A 14584-nucleotide genomic window follows, 5' to 3' on the forward strand; every position below is an offset into this window, starting at 1 on the left:
CAGGACGATGCCGAAGTTGAAGACCCGCAGCAGCGCGAAGAAGCGCTTTGACGTGAAGAAGAGCGGCAAGGTCAAGCACGGCAAGGCCTTCGCGAAGCACCTCTTCACGTTCTCGAAGACGCCGAAGTCCAAGCGCAGCAACCGCGGGACCGGCCACCTTCGCGACATGGACGCGAAGAAGGTCATCAAGGAGATGTTCCCCTACGGGGGCTGATTTCGCGGTTCTGAAGTCAGGGACAACGTGGCCTCGTCGGAGCGGCGGTAAGCCTGCGCCGGGGGGCTTCCAAACTACGCAGTCCGAAGTGAGGCAGTCATGCGCGTGAAGAAGGGTGTCAAGGCCCGTCGTCGTCGTAATAGGATTTTGAAGCTGGCCAAGGGTTACCGCGGCCGTCGGAAGAACTGCTACAAGCGCGCCAACGAGGCGGTTGAGCGGGCGCTGGACTACGCCAGCCGCGACCGCATGCAGCGCAAGCGGGACTTCCGTCGCCTGTGGATCGTCCGCATCAACGCGGCCGCCCGCACGGTGGGCCTCTCCTATTCGAAGCTGATCGCGGGCCTCGCGAAGGCGAAGATCGGCCTGGACCGCAAGGTTCTGTCCGACATGGCCATCGCGGATCCGTCGGGTTTTGCGGCCGTCGCCAACATCGCGAAGGCGGCCTGAGACACATCCAGCTCGCAAGGCTGGAGACAGAACGGGTGGGGTGGAGGGCTGACGCTGGCCACCCTGTCCGGATGTTTGAACGGGCTGCCTCTCTGGGGCGGCCCTTTTTTTTGCCTCGGCGCCAAGGGCGCGCGGGGAACTGGAACGGAGGCGGAAGTCCATGCGGGATCGGTTGCTGGCGCTCGCGGAGTCCGCGAGGCGGGAGATTGGCGGCGCGTCGGAGCTGTCCGCGGTGGAAGCACTGCGGGTCCGCTACCTGGGGAAGAAGGGTGAGCTGTCCGGCGTGCTGGGCGGCATGGGCAAGCTGCCCCCGGACGAGCGGCGCTCGCTGGGCGAGGTGGCCAACAGCGTGAAGGCGGAGCTGGAGAAGCTGCTCGCCGAGGCCGTGGAGCGCGCCGAGGCGGCCGCGCTGGAGGCCCAGCTTCAGGGCCCGGGCCTGGACGTGACGCTGCCCGGACGCGGCGTGGCGCTGGGCAGCCGGCACCCCGTGTCGCGGACGATGGAGGAGATTGTCCGGACCTTCTCGCGGCTCGGCTTCGACGTGGCCAGCGGCCCGGAGATTGAGCTGGACTACTTCAACTTCGAGGCGCTGAACCTGCCGAAGGACCACCCCGCGCGGGACATGCAGGACACCTTCTACGTGGACGAGGCCACGCTGGGCCACGCGAAGAAGGCGGACAGCTCCGCGCTGCTGCGCACGCACACGTCCCCGGTGCAGGTGCGGTACATGCTCAACCGCAAGCCGCCCATCCGCGCGGTGATGCCGGGCCGGGTGTACCGGCGCGACTCGGACATCACGCACACGCCGATGTTCCACCAGGTGGAAGGCCTGCTGGTGGACAAGGGCGTGACGTTCGCCGAGCTGAAGGGCTCGTTGGCGGCGTTCGTGACGGCGTTCTTCGGTTCGGACACGCGCACGCGCTTCCGCCCGTCCTTCTTCCCCTTCACGGAGCCCTCCGCGGAGGTGGACATCACCTGCACGAACTGCGCGGGCAAGGGCTGCCGCATCTGCAAGCAGACGGGGTGGTTGGAGGTGCTGGGCAGCGGCATGGTGCACCCCAACGTCTTCACCTCCGCCGGGTATGACCCGAACGAGGTGACGGGCTACGCGTTCGGCATGGGCGTGGAGCGCATCGCCATGCTGCGCTACCGCATCGACGACCTGCGGATGATGTTCGAGAACGACGCGCGGTTCCTCGAGCAGTTCTGAGATTCCAGGGGGCCGCTGGTGGGCCCCCGTGTTCCAGCCGATTGAAGAAGAGGGTGGACCTGTGAAGATTTCGGTGAAGTGGCTGGGCGATTACGTGGCGCTGCCGCCGTCCGAGGACGAGCTGGCGCGCAAGCTGACCGCCGCGGGCCTGGAGATTGAGGGAATGGAGCGCCCCGCGGAGGCCCTTCGCGGCGTGGTGGTGGCGCAAATCAAGGAGTCCGTGCAGCACCCCAACGCGGACAAGCTGTCCGTCACGCAGGTGGACATCGGCGGGACGGCGCTGCTCCAGGTGGTGTGCGGCGCGAAGAACTTCAAGGTGGGTGACAAGGTGCCGCTGGCCACCGTGGGCGCGAAGCTGCCCAACGGCATGGACATCAAGCAGGCGGCGCTGCGCGGCGTGGACAGCTTCGGCATGCTCTGCTCGTCCAAGGAACTGGGCCTGAGCGAGGAGTCCAGCGGCCTGCTCATCCTGCCGGCGGACACGCGCGTGGGCACGCCCATCGCGGAGGCCGTGGGGCTGGATGACGTGGTGCTGGAGGTGAACGTCACGCCGAACCGCCCGGACGCGCTCAGCCACCTGGGCGTGGCGCGCGAGGTGAGCGTGGTGACGGGCTCCGCGCTGAAGGTGCCCCAGCCGAAGCCCGCGGAGTCGGGCACGGCCGCCGCCGAGCAGGTGAAGGTGCGCGTGGAGGCCCCGGACCGCTGCCCGCGCTACGTGGCGCGCGTGGTGGAGAACGTGAAGATTGGCCCGTCTCCGCAGTGGATGCAGGACCGGCTGAAGGCGGCCGGGGTGCGCGCCATCAACAACGTGGTGGATGTCACCAACTACGTGAACCTGGAGTACGGGCAGCCGCTGCACGCCTTCGACCTGGAGAAGCTGGCCGGTCAGGAGCTTGTCGTCCGTACGGCGACGCGCGGCGAGAAGCTCAAGACGCTGGACGGCAAGGACCGCGTCCTGGACGTGGATGACCTGGTCATCGCGGACAAGGACCGGGCGCAGGCCATCGCCGGCGTCATGGGCGGCGGCGACAGCGAGGTGACCGAAGGCACCCGGCGGCTGGTGCTGGAGTCGGCGAACTTCCAGGGTTCCACGGTGCGGCGTTCGTCGAAGCGGCACGGGCTGCACACGGAGGCATCGCACCGCTTCGAGCGTGGGGCGGACATGGACGCCGTGGTGCCGGCCATTGACCGGGCGGCGCAGCTCATTGCGGAGCTGGCGGGGGGCACGGTGGCTCCTGGCCGAGTGGACGTGTACCCGGCGCCGAAGCCGCCTCGGAAGGTGACGCTGCGCTTCGCCCGGGTGGAGCAGGTGCTGGGCGTGGCCGTGGCGGAGAAGGAGGTCCGCCGCATCCTGGAGGCCCTGGGCTTCAAGGCGGTCGAGGAGGCGACGGGGCAGGCGACGTACGAGGTGCCCCGGGCCCGTGTCGACGTGGAGCGCGAGGAGGACCTCTTGGAGGAGGTCGCGCGCATCTACGGCTACGACAACATTCCGGCGACGCTGCCGCGGGGACTGGCCACGCTGGCTCCGGAGCCCGCGCATGCCGAGGCCGAGCGCCGCATGTGTCAGGCGCTGGCCGGGGCGGGCTTCGACGAGGTGGTGAACTACTCGTTCGTCGCGCCGCGCAGCCTGGAGGTGCTGGGTGGAGCGGAGAAGCCGGTGGCGCTGCTCAATCCGTTGAGCACGGAGCAGTCGGTGATGCGCACCAGCCTGCTGCCGGGCCTGCTGGAGAACCTGTCCCGCAGCGTGCGGCACCAGGTGGAGGCGGTGGCCATCTACGAGACGGGCCGGGCCTATTTCCAGGACGCGGAAGGCGGGCAGGGGCAGCGTCCCGCGGCGCGCGAGGTGCCTCGCGTGGCGGGTCTGGTGTGGGGCCTGCGCGGTGGTGGCCGGAGCTGGACGCACAAGGATGCCCGCGCGGACTTCTACGACGCGAAGGCGGCGGTGGAGGGGCTGCTGGGCGCACTCCGCGTCGAGGGCGTGACGTACGTGCCCACGGGGCCGGCGGCGTACCACCCGAAGGCCGTGGCGCAGGTGAAGGCGGCGGACGGCACGGTGCTGGGCCACGTGGGCGAGGTGCACCCCCGGGTGGCGAAGGCGCTGGGCCTGCCGGACGGGGTGTTCGTCTTCGAGTTGGACACGGAGCCGCTGTACGCGGCCTCGAAGCTGGTGCCGGCTTACCGGTCGCTGCCGCGTTTCCCGGCGGTGCTGCGGGACCTGGCGGTGGTGGTGCCGCTGGAGTTGCCCAACGACGAGGTGCGCCGGGTGATCCTGGAGGTGGGCAAGCCGCTGGTGGAGGACGCTCAGGTGTTCGACGTGTACACCGGTGAGCAGATTCCCCAGGGTCGGAAGAACCTGGCGTACGCGCTGCGCTACCGCTCGGCCGAGCGGACGCTGACCGATGTGGAGGTCAACGAGGCGCATCAGCGCATCGTGGATGAGGTGAAGCAGCGGCTGGGGGCTGCCTTGCGCGCCTGAATTCCTGAATGAAGTCAGAGGGTTGACACGTCTTTGGGAAGGCTGCAACAGTGCCCGGCGTTCAGCCCCGAGGGCTTCCCGAGGATTCGCATGACGAAGGCGGACATCATCGAGGGTGTCTACGAGAAGGTCGGCTTCTCGAAGAAGGAGTCGGCCGAAATCGTGGAGCTCGTGTTCGACACGCTCAAGGAGACCCTGGAGCGCGGGGACAAGATCAAGATCTCCGGGTTCGGCAACTTCCAGGTGCGCCAGAAGAAGGCGCGCGTGGGCCGCAACCCGCAGACGGGCAAGGAGATCGAGATCTCGGCGCGCCGGGTGCTGACCTTTCGGCCGAGCCAGGTGCTGAAGAGCGCCCTGAACGGTGAGGCGCCGCCCGAGGATCACGCGGAGATCGACGCCCGGGAGGAGGCCGCCGCCGACGCGGCCGAGGCCCGTGGCGAGGACTTCGACGAAGAGGGAATGGAGGACATGGAAGGGTGAGTTTTTTGGACGGTGCCCTGCTTCTCTTGCTTGACCTGAACGTCATGTAGGGGCATAAGGGCGCACCCTTTCACGGCAGCAGCAGTGCCGGGGCGTAGCGCAGCCTGGTAGCGCACTTGCTTGGGGTGCAAGTGGTCGCAGGTTCAAATCCTGTCGCCCCGACCATCGAAGGCCCTGGAGTTCTTGGCGAAAGCTGAGGATTCCAGGGCCTTCACCTTTTGGGCTCCTGGACTCCAGCAGCAAACTAGCAGCAAGCGGAGCGGGGGCGGCGCCAGCAGCAAGCAGCGCCTCTGCGGGGCTCGGAACTGCGGTCCCGAACACGAGCAGGTTGAGTCCCTTGCGCATGTCCTCCACGTCGAGGTGGCCGTAGATCTCCGAGGTGATGGCCGGGTCCGAGTGGCGGAGGATGCGCTGCACGGTGGCCAGCGGGACGCCCGCCTTGAGCAGCAGGGTGGCGGTCGTGTGCCGCAGGTCGTGGAAGCGCAGCGGGCGAGGGAGCGCCCGGGGCCAGAGCTTCATGCCGCAGCGAGGGCAGGGCTCAGGCACGGCGTGACTCTTCTTCACCGCGTAGCCGCAGCTCTTGCGCCGGCAGACGTGGTTGTAGCCCTCCACCAGCCCCGCGCGCCCCAGGGCCCGGCGCAGCACCTTGTGCAGCGCGGTGTCCGCGGGACGCTGTGAGCCGTCCTCGGCGGGGAACAGCAGCTCCAAGGTGGATGTGGCCAGGGCCTCGCGCCGGAAGGGCACCAGTCCCTCGGCGACGGGAAGCAGGTCCGCGTGGCCGCCCTTCGTCGTGTCGCTCGCGTGCGACCGGGCCACCACGACGGTGCCCGCCGTGAGGTCCACGTCCGACTTGCGGAGCGCGAGCAGCTCGCCCTTGCGCATCCCGGTGTAGACCGCCGTGGCGAACAGCGGACGCCAGCGCCGCTCCAGGGCCGCCAGCATCAGCGGGACCTCCTCGGCCTTGAGGTACCGCGGCAGCTTCTTCGGCTTCTTGACGCGCGGGACGGACTTGGCGGGATTGAGGCCGGTGAAGAGCCCGCGCCGCAGCGCGAGTTCGAAGATGCGGTGGAGGAGGGCGCGCAGGTGGTTGAGGGACTCGGGAGATAGCTCTCCGGTCTTCGCGTTGAGCAGCACCTCCAAGCGCGACGGCGTGACGTCCTTGAGAGGCAGCGGCCCCAGCTCATCGCGCAAGTGCTTCTCGCCGAAGCCGATGATGGTGGTAACCTTGTTGAGGGGAGGGCTGATGCAGTAGGGATCAAGAAGGGCCGCTGACGGGGCACATGGACTGTACGCCAGGTCCGTGAATAGGCGTGATTACGTATCCGTCCGGCTACCTACGATCCGGCGTTCCACGGCGAAGGTCTTCGAGCAGGCGTGGGAGCAGCGACTCTTCGAAAGCAGCTGTGCTTTTTCTCCTTATTGCGTCGGCTAGCCGTGAGTCCCAGGCGCAATCAGGCACCCTTTCCACGTTGCGGTTCCCGGTTCGCCCCTGGAAGGTCTCTAGGCTTTCAAGATAGTCATCAGCCCCCATCCTCCACGGCACTGCCTCCGGGACACCCTGGAGCAAAGCGGTGACGTGGCTCAGGCCCGCCTCGTCGAAATCGGCACGCACGGCCACCCGCCAGCCCGAAACTGCGAGCCGCGCCACAGAGGCAATTTCTCGGTCAGATGGCGTCCCGGAGGTACAGAGCAGGCGCACGCGGGGGTACTCGGCTGAGAGGTCCGCTGCCGCGGACGCGACAGATGGGTTCTCGGTAACGAAGACCCAGGAGCCGCCGGCGTCAGGAGCGGGCCACTGACAGGTATTCAGGACGCGCGGAGGTAGGGTCAACGCTGTACCCGGGGGCACCGTCCAGCCGACGGGAAGAATGCCAACAGCGATGAAGCCTCCGGTGACATCATCGCAATACACACCAGCCTCTGCCCAGGCCGCGCGAGGACGTTGCCGGGTCTGGACATTGCCTGCCGCGACGAGCAGGGCAAGGACCAAGCCACCTAGGGTCGTGCCGTCATCAAGTGCATGCGGGTCCCCAGTTGTATCAGAGGCAAGGCGTCGCCGGTCCGCACGTATGCCCGGGGAGGGAAGTGCCTCCAGGACCGACAATGCGGTGTGCAACAAGTACTCAGGGTCCTGGGAGGAGAGGAGCCGCGCAATCCATCCCGTGCGCCGCAGTGCGCGCCATATCGTATCGGGCTCCGGACGGGCGAGGGTTCGCTCCGGCAACGTCCTAAGTCTGTTCGCCAGGATCACCTGAAGCCGCTGCTCCCTAGCCTCACGCTCGGCACTGCTCCGGGCCCGCTCCGCCAGTGGCCGGCGCAGGGCATGGGCGGCAACGGCGCCGGGCGTGAGTCGCGGCCCGCGCACGCGCAGCTTCTGCGTGAGTTGGTCCAAGTCGATGCGGCGGGACTGGTGCGCCTTCAGCACATGCTCGCCGAGCAGGCCCCCCGCCGCCGCGCGCTCCTCCGCCGGTTCGGGAGCTCGAATCGTGAGTGACCCCCGCGCAAGTTCCCCGTCGCCCCGGCGGTCCGCGGCATCGCCAAGCTGTTCCCATAGCCAGACGAGTCTCGGGTGGAGCAGAGGGCCGAGATCCGCGCCAGCGCATGCCCCGTCACACAACGGACACGCGATACTCATCGGACTTCTCCGGGAACTCCGCTTTCGCGCGAGCCCTCGTGCACGGGCGGCGGCGGAACCTCTGGGAGTGGGAGCAGGCCGCGGATGAGCATTGGGAAAGCCACCACGGTGCTGTCCGGAGCCGCTTCCAGGTCATAGGCATCGATTCCATCCCACGCTCCGGGACAGCCGTCCCATAGGTAGCTCGTGCAGACCAGGTCCAGGTCCAGTTCGGCAATGTAGCGAGCCAGACCCTCCCGCCCGTTCTCATCCACCTCCGCGGGCACCTCATCCAACGCGACCAGCCTCAGCGCCTTCTCACCAAAGCGATCATATGCGGCAGCCACGGCGGCCAGCATCGGGGCCAGCACGACCAGCCGTCGCTCCCCTCCTGAGAGGCCCGTTCTGGAACTCCACCGCTGGGTCTTGCCCCCAGGCCGCGTCACCTCGTAGTGGACCTCCACCCACTCGCGGACATCAATGGCGGCGGCCACGCGTGACTGCATGGTATCTCCTGGTGCTGCAGCCAGGAGCGCCTGTAGCGCCTCGCGGAGCTGCTTCTGCTGCTCCGAGGATCGCTGCGCGTCGGACACCTTGCAGGACAGCTCGTAAACGGTCCTGGACGCGGGCGGGAGGTCGTCCCGCAGAGGCATGCGTACCTGCACACCGACCCCCGACGATGCGGCCGCCGAACGCATCTTCCCGTTCACCTCCACGAGCCAGTCGTGCAGCCGTGTCCATGCGGTGCTGATGGCTCCAGGCAGTCGTCCGATGACGAACTCCCGCAGCGCCTTCTCCTCGGCGATAGCCAGCGCCTTTTCGGCTTGCTGCCTCAAGCTGGTTGCATGGGCGGCGGCCTGGGGTGGAGTGAAGAGGGAATCTCGATGCGAGAGCGAGTACGTGATGAGCTCACCGTGATCCTCGCCCGGGTCGATAGACCAGATACCGGCGAGTCTGGCGCGGGCCTCGTCCGCTCGCTCCCGCAGCGTCTTCCGGGTAATCGTCTTCTTGCTAGCGAGCCTTGCCTCAAGCTGGGCGAGCAGTTGGAAGACATCCGCAGGTGGATCACCCTCGAGGACCGCGTCCGCGACTCCGGGCACTTCCAGGAGGGTTCGCAGCGCTCGCAGTTGCTCCGCCTCCATGGGTTTCGCCGCCTCAAGCTCTCCCTGCGCCGTCTTAAGCCGCTCTCTCGCGGCGGCTTCGGCCCTCTCGGCGGTAATCTGCGCACTGCTGGCGGGCTCGACTGCGGCCTTCTTCTCCTTGGCGAGCTTCTCGGCGGCATCATACCGGGCGAGGACGTCGGCGATCTCTGCTCCAGAGGTTTCATGGATGACGCGCAGCTCGGTCTCGGTCTCCATGGCGATCTGGCGAGCAGCGCGTGCCTCAGCTTCGACTTGCTCCAGCGTCCGTGTAGTCTCCAGTCGGTCGTGTTCCACACGCACTCGTTCGAGCCGGATGGCAAGCCTCTCCGCAAGCGCCCTGGCTGCCCTCCGAAGTTGCTCGGCAGTGGTGCTCCCCTGGTCGCGCATCTTCATCAGTTGAGGGAGCTCGATGGGCAGCCCTCGGGCGCGTGTGCGGTCCACCCATTCCGCCTGGGCGCGTTGGGCTTCGGCCCGACGCTGATCGGCTTGGGTCCGTGCGGCCTCAGCGGCATCCTGGGCTTCCCGAGCAGCGCGCGCCGCCTCGGCCCGCGATGCCTCCGCGTTTTGAAGTGTTCCCCGAGACGGAAAGGAGCGGCCGCGTGCGGCGACGTCCTCGGCCTCCTTGCTCAAGCGTACTGCCTCGGCGTCGTGCTCCTTCGCCTCCTGTTCCAGCTTGCTGGCGCGCTCGGTGAGTTGCTCGGCACGCTGCAGCGCGGCGTTGAGCCGCTGCCGTGCTCCCACATGAGAGGCGGTCGGCAGCAGGGCAGGATCGATAGCCCCTGGGACACGGCCAGACAGGCCCCCCGTCCGGAACGTGCCATCCCTCCCGACGATCAAACCCGGTGTGTCCTCATCGGAGGGTACATCGAGCGCGCTGGGTGCAAGCCGGATGCGGGCCAGGACTGCAGTCGCAGTCGATGCCAGGGAGTGCTCGGCATCAACCGTGAGCGCTTCGGAAAGGTTGGAACTGACCACAGGGCCATGGGCATCCACACACCATAAGTGGGTGGACGCGCCGGTCTCACCCAGGCTCGCCCCCAGTAATCCCGACGCGGCGAGTGCCGCCTCCAGGAGGTCCCGGTCGCGAGCGCCGTCAAACGTCGATTGCCAATCGAGTGCGGCGCCGAGCGCGATACCATCGTCACCAGGGCCCGCCCACCCAGGCCGGGGGAGTGCCAGTCGCCCACCGGCCCGGAGCTCCGCCGCCTCGGCCTGGAGGTGCCCCGCCTCTTCGCGGAGCATCTGGGCCGTCTGCCGAGCCTGTTCCGAACGGTTTCTCAGGTTGGCGGCCTGGCTCGCAGCGCGTACCAGCGCCATGGCCGCCCAGGCGTCCGCGCGGGCCAGCACTTGGCCTGGCTCAGCCCCGGCCAAATCGGTGACGTCCCTCGATGTCCACGCGTCCTCGGCGCCTTCACCTCGCTGGGTGAGTTGGTGGTTGAGCTGGAACCATGATGAGAGTGCCGCAAGGAGTTTCCCCGCCTCGTCCGTTGCAGTGCCCTCGGCCCGCCGCGCGCGGGCAGACTCGCTGTCGGCCCTGACCGTCGCTTCCTTCTCCGCCTGCGCTGCCTTGACGGAACGCGCCTCGATGGCCTCCACTTGCTTGTGGTCGACAAGCGTGAGCGCAGCGGCCTCCGCACGGTGCGCGTGCTCATCTGCGCGCTGTCTCCAAGCCAGGGCCGTGTCGTGCATCCCCTTGGGCGTCCCGTGAAGGACCAGCTCAGGGCCAGGATCTGCGCTGACTTCTCCTGCGCGGAGGTGGGCGCGGGGCTGCGTGGTACACCAGAGTAACAACCCGGGGGGGCCGGCCGACGGGTCCACTTCCGTCACCTGGCGCATGCAATCGTCGAGGTCTTCGATGATGTTGTCGAGCTCGCGGCGCAGCGATTCTCCCCGCTCCTTCGCCGATCGAGCGGTCTCGCACATGACCGCCGCCTTGGCGGTCGCCGCATGCAGTTGGGCGTTGTAGGTCTTCTGCAGGTCACCAAGTCGCCCGGCCTCCTTGTAGGCCGGGAGATTCCGGAGACCCGCGAGCTCGGCGTCGAGCCTCGTTACCTCGGCGACGAGGTCTTCATGGTTCTTTCTGGCCTCCACGATAGTTGCCTGCGCGGCTTTCAACTCCGCGGCGCGGACGTCGACAGCCTTCTGGCGTTCGCGCACATTGAGGGCCGCGGCCTTCGCGCTCGCGTGCGAGTTGCTGACAACCCCTGCGGCATGGGCAGACCAGTCGTCTCGAAACTTCTCCAGGAGCTCAGCGGCCTCCTTGTCGCGCGTGAAGGCTTCGCGGGTGGCATCGGACTCGGCGAGCGCTTCCGCCGTGGCGATGATGACATCCTCGGAGACTCCTGGCAGCGACTCCCGCAGCGCATCGGCAGCCCCCTGAGGAGAGACCTCCCCGAGCAAGGAGGGATTTCGGATCTGCCGCAACCGTCCGCCCAGCGTCTCCAACTCGCTGGCGTTTGGCGTGGTGAAAAGGCGGGTCGCAAGATGAGCGACGTAGTCCTGCGGCCTTTCGAAGACCTGCCCCCCCAGCTGAGTGAGCGCTTCCTGGAACTGCTCCGTGGTCAGCGGCGTGCGTCCGGCCCCATGGAGCTTCAGCTCATGCAGGGGCCGTCCTGGCACTGCGAACGGGAGGACCTTGACCGGCGGCGACGCGCCTTCTGAGTACTGGAGCCGCACGCCGAAGGACCAGGTCCCCTCACCAGGACCACTCACGGTGAACCACGCATGGCCATGGCGCCGTTTGCCAGAGGCGCCCTCTCTCATCAGCGAAGACAAGCTGGTCGACCGGGCCTTGCCCGCTGCCAGTCGGGCAGCATTCAGGTCCAGCAGGTAAGGCCACAGTGCCTCCAGCGCGGTTGTCTTGCCCGTTCCATTCTGCCCCCGGAGCAAAAGCCGTCCGCTCGCCGCCGGCAGTTCCAAGTCGCCGAACCGCCATACGTTACTCAGGCCCGCACCGACCAGCCGCCAACGCTTCTCGAATCGCTCGGCCGAGCCGGCCTGGGGCGCGGGTGGGTCCATCAAGGCCAGCTCGATATTGGCGCGGGGGTTACTCACGCGGGGCTCCAGGTGGAGTGAGGGCGAAGTCGAAGGGGAGTGTCTCGGAGCTCGCGGGGGCTCGGCCCGGCCGTTGTGGCCTGGGACCCACGTCCGTGCTTGGGCCCGCCGGCATGGCCTGGGTTGGGGAGGCCCAGCGCCCGGTCGCGGGGGAGAACCACCAGGTCCGCGACCCATCGCCCCGGGTTCGGACGCGGAGCAGGTCGAGCTCGACGAGCAGCCCGCGCACTTCTTCGGCGAGCAGTGGTGGATTCTCGGCAAGCTCGCGCCGCCAGCCGGCTTTTCCATCAGGGTGTTCAGCGGCCAGTGCCGTGAGGTGACCGATGACATCCGTTTGCGCCAAACCGCGCCAGCCGATTCCCGGGCCATCCGCATCCGAGCCGAGTAGACCGGCAGTTGCCGCGTACTCACAGAGCAGGAGCGCGGCATGAGGCACCGTGCCCGCGGAGGGGAAGTGGCGCGGACCAAGCTCGCGAGGGTGGCGGAACGCGTCATCTGGTACCACCAGGGCGGCGCCCTCGGTGCGGCGCTCCAGGCTCAAGCCGAATGCCTGTGCCAGAGGCGCACCGTCATCGCCACGAACTCGGCGAGAAAGCCAATCCGCCTCTGCTTCATCAAGGTCGACCACATGTACGAGGGTGTCGTCGATGAGGCGGCGACGCATGCGGCGCGCCGGGTCGGGCTCGCGCTCCACCTGCTCCAACCACGCCGCCGGATTCTCGGAAGGGTCAAGCGTCCCGAAGTTGGAGATGACGTGGGCGAGCCGGGAGTGATGGATTGCCAGGAGCACCGGCGCGTTCTCGTCCTCAATAAAGCCATCGACTTCGCCGTCAACCTGCTCCACGACGCCACGCTCGTCGAGCATGCGCAACGCCTTGACCATGGCTCGGCGCTCCAGCATGTCGTTGGTGACAGGCAGGGTGGCTTCAGCGGCCGCAGCCCTGGCGCCGGCGACGAGCTGCGCCAGCCCAACCCGCGGTGTCATCGACTCCGCCGCGGCCACGAGCAAGAAGAACCACGAGGCCTCGAGCGGCTTCGATCCATTCGCCGCCCAGGCGTCGCGGCGCACGGGCGGTGACTTGCGCAACCTCACCAGGTCCCGCTCGACGACCAGGACCCAGCCAAGGCGAGACAGCGCATCACGCACGGCGGATAGATTGCGGCGCACCATGGCGATGACCTCGTCATCGCGGCCCGTCACTAGCCAAGGCTGCACCGCGAGGCGTCTGAGCACCATCGCTGCTTCCTCGCCTGCCTCGGGGGTCCAGCGCTTCCGGCCACTCCGTGTGCCTCCGGTGGCCTCGGTGTCCGGGGAATTGCCGGGGGGCATGTGCTCGTCCGGGTTGTCCACTTCATCGTCCGGCCGCTCGTCGTTCATTTCTCACCGCCTGCTTCAAGAGTCGCGGCCGAGTCGTCCGGCTCTGGAGCCATTCGGCCCTGAGGCACCTGGGGTAGGGTGCCGGGGAGGTGGAACACAGGGACGCGGCCAGGTGTCAGCACCCGCCAGGTGGGTGCACGGAGCGCTCCCGTTTCGGAGCCCAGGTAGAACAGTGTGCAGGCCAGCCCATCGCGGATAGCCGTGCGTCGCCCGTTGATGGCGCGGCCACGCGCTGCGGCAGTAAGCGACGCCAGGGCTACCCGCGCCGCCCGTTCCGACAGCTGGGCGCCAGGGGCGGCGTGCAGCACCTCCTGGACCGCCTCGGCATGTTCCGTTGCCCGGCGCCTGCGCTTCTCGGCGACGGCGTCGCGGGCGGAGGTGTCGTCACGATCGGCGGGAGGGCGGCCACGCGCGCCAGCGCGACCGGTGATGCGGAGTAGCTCCGGCACTTCGATTCGGGGGCCTTCACGCCAGGGGCGGGTGCGGGCGGGTTCGAAGTCTTCGGCCTCGCCGTGGAGCTTTCGCCAGGAGTGGTCACCAAGTGCAGCGAGCAGCACCGCCGGGCCAAGAGTTGGGTGCATACATGCCTTCGCCAGCGCAAGGGCGCGGCTCCGGCTAGTAGCGGTGCCTGAGGAGCTGTGCAGTCGGCGGAGGTTGACGTGCATCCCGGGCAGAGCCCGGACCAGGCGCAACGCGAACCGGGCCGAGCGGCCAGTTACTGGATCGAACCAGGCCAGCAGCCCATCCCAGTCCTCTTGCCGGCCCCCTCGGGATGCAACGAGGGCACCGCGCTCGATGAGGTCACGCGCATCCGACGCCCACACGGCGCTCGTGGCGAGCTCGGCGAATTGGGGCCGTAGTATCTCCAGCGCCTGGTACGCGCGAGCCGCGCCGCGCTCCAGCTCCGCCGCCACATGCGTGGCGTAACTGACAAGCAGCGTCTTAAGCTCGGCTGCGGACGCTTTGTTCAGGTCGAAGCGGTCCACGAGGCCCGCGAGGCTATCCTCGGCGCCCACCAGGGCTGCGTCGAGGTCGTCATGGCTGACGAACAGCCGCTGGATGAGCTCGGCGATGGGTATGGGCTCTGGTGTTCTCGTCCCGGCGAGCGTCTCTGCCGCGTCGACGACCCTGGCGAGGCTCTTCAGGGGAATTTCCCGTACGGTCCGGGTGCCCGCCAGTGCCGTGCGGTAGAACCGCTGGACGTGTCGACCCGTGGGGGTCGCCGTGTAGCGCCAGTTCTTCGCTAGCAGATCCGCGAAGCGGAATATGCGCGAGGTATCCACATGGGCGGATGCGGCCCCCCACTCCTGAAGTTGGGTCAGTCGCGCCTCGATGACGGACTCTTCCAACTGGATGCCGCTTGCAGCCAGGTGAACGCCGACCTCATGCGGCGTCAGGTCCGTGATGGAGGATTCCAATACCTCCATGATGGGGATGTACTGCTCTGCCTCTGGGGCGACGAGGTAGGACACGACGACGCGGGCCTCAGCTCCGGCGGGTGTCGCGTGGAGGCGGTCCTCTTCGGCGGAGTGTGTCTGGCTGCTCATGAGCGTAGTGCCCCCCTCACTC

9 protein-coding genes, 1 tRNA gene and 1 pseudogene are annotated in these 14584 nt (G+C 68.0%); 6 read left to right on the top strand and 5 right to left on the bottom strand.

The features are described from left to right. Positions 1 to 7: 7 nt before the first annotated feature. From rpmI to BLU09_RS22150, 6 genes are all read left to right on the top strand, one after another. Positions 8 to 214: a 50S ribosomal protein L35 gene (gene rpmI, locus BLU09_RS22125; protein ID WP_011553617.1), complete on the top strand. Its 207-nt coding sequence runs from the start codon at positions 8 to 10 to the stop codon at positions 212 to 214. 99 nt (positions 215 to 313) lie between these two features. Continuing rightward, a complete protein-coding gene (rplT, locus tag BLU09_RS22130) occupies positions 314 to 661 on the top strand; it encodes a 50S ribosomal protein L20 (protein ID WP_011553618.1) in 348 nt (115 codons plus the stop codon). Between the two features lie 160 nt (positions 662 to 821). Further along, positions 822 to 1871 carry a phenylalanine--tRNA ligase subunit alpha gene (gene pheS, locus BLU09_RS22135; RefSeq protein WP_011553619.1) on the top strand — a complete coding sequence of 350 codons (1050 nt, stop codon included), beginning with the start codon at positions 822 to 824 and terminating at the stop codon, positions 1869 to 1871. Between the two features lie 61 nt (positions 1872 to 1932). Then, positions 1933 to 4347, top strand: coding sequence for a phenylalanine--tRNA ligase subunit beta (gene pheT, locus BLU09_RS22140; RefSeq protein WP_186817664.1), 2415 nt, complete (start codon positions 1933 to 1935; stop codon positions 4345 to 4347). Between the two features lie 90 nt (positions 4348 to 4437). Next, positions 4438 to 4827 (top strand): integration host factor subunit alpha, encoded by a 390-nt coding sequence (locus BLU09_RS22145; RefSeq protein WP_002639669.1) that lies wholly within the window; start codon positions 4438 to 4440, stop codon positions 4825 to 4827. A gap of 88 nt (positions 4828 to 4915) precedes the next feature. Continuing rightward, positions 4916 to 4992, top strand: a tRNA-Pro gene (locus BLU09_RS22150). Positions 4993 to 5190: 198 nt separating this feature from the next. Here the strand turns inward: BLU09_RS22150 and BLU09_RS40110 are convergent. The 5 genes and pseudogenes from BLU09_RS40110 to BLU09_RS22185 form a co-directional block, all read right to left on the bottom strand. Then, positions 5191 to 5961, bottom strand: a pseudogene (locus tag BLU09_RS40110) (tyrosine-type recombinase/integrase); the annotation flags it as partial. Between the two features lie 196 nt (positions 5962 to 6157). Continuing rightward, positions 6158 to 7462: a TIGR02679 domain-containing protein gene (locus BLU09_RS40115; protein ID WP_090491497.1), complete on the bottom strand. Its 1305-nt coding sequence runs from the start codon at positions 7460 to 7462 to the stop codon at positions 6158 to 6160. Further along, positions 7459 to 11637: an SbcC/MukB-like Walker B domain-containing protein gene (locus BLU09_RS22175; protein WP_090491498.1), complete on the bottom strand. Its 4179-nt coding sequence runs from the start codon at positions 11635 to 11637 to the stop codon at positions 7459 to 7461. Before BLU09_RS22175 ends, BLU09_RS40115 begins: the two co-directional genes overlap by 4 nt. Next, positions 11630 to 12988, bottom strand: coding sequence for a TIGR02678 family protein (locus tag BLU09_RS22180; RefSeq protein ID WP_244171939.1), 1359 nt, complete (start codon positions 12986 to 12988; stop codon positions 11630 to 11632). Before BLU09_RS22180 ends, BLU09_RS22175 begins: the two co-directional genes overlap by 8 nt. A 23-nt stretch (positions 12989 to 13011) precedes the next feature. Further along, positions 13012 to 14562, bottom strand: coding sequence for a DUF2397 domain-containing protein (locus BLU09_RS22185; protein ID WP_090491499.1), 1551 nt, complete (start codon positions 14560 to 14562; stop codon positions 13012 to 13014). Positions 14563 to 14584: the final 22 nt, after the last annotated feature.

Source organism: Myxococcus virescens (assembly GCF_900101905.1).
GTDB lineage: Bacteria > Myxococcota > Myxococcia > Myxococcales > Myxococcaceae > Myxococcus > Myxococcus virescens.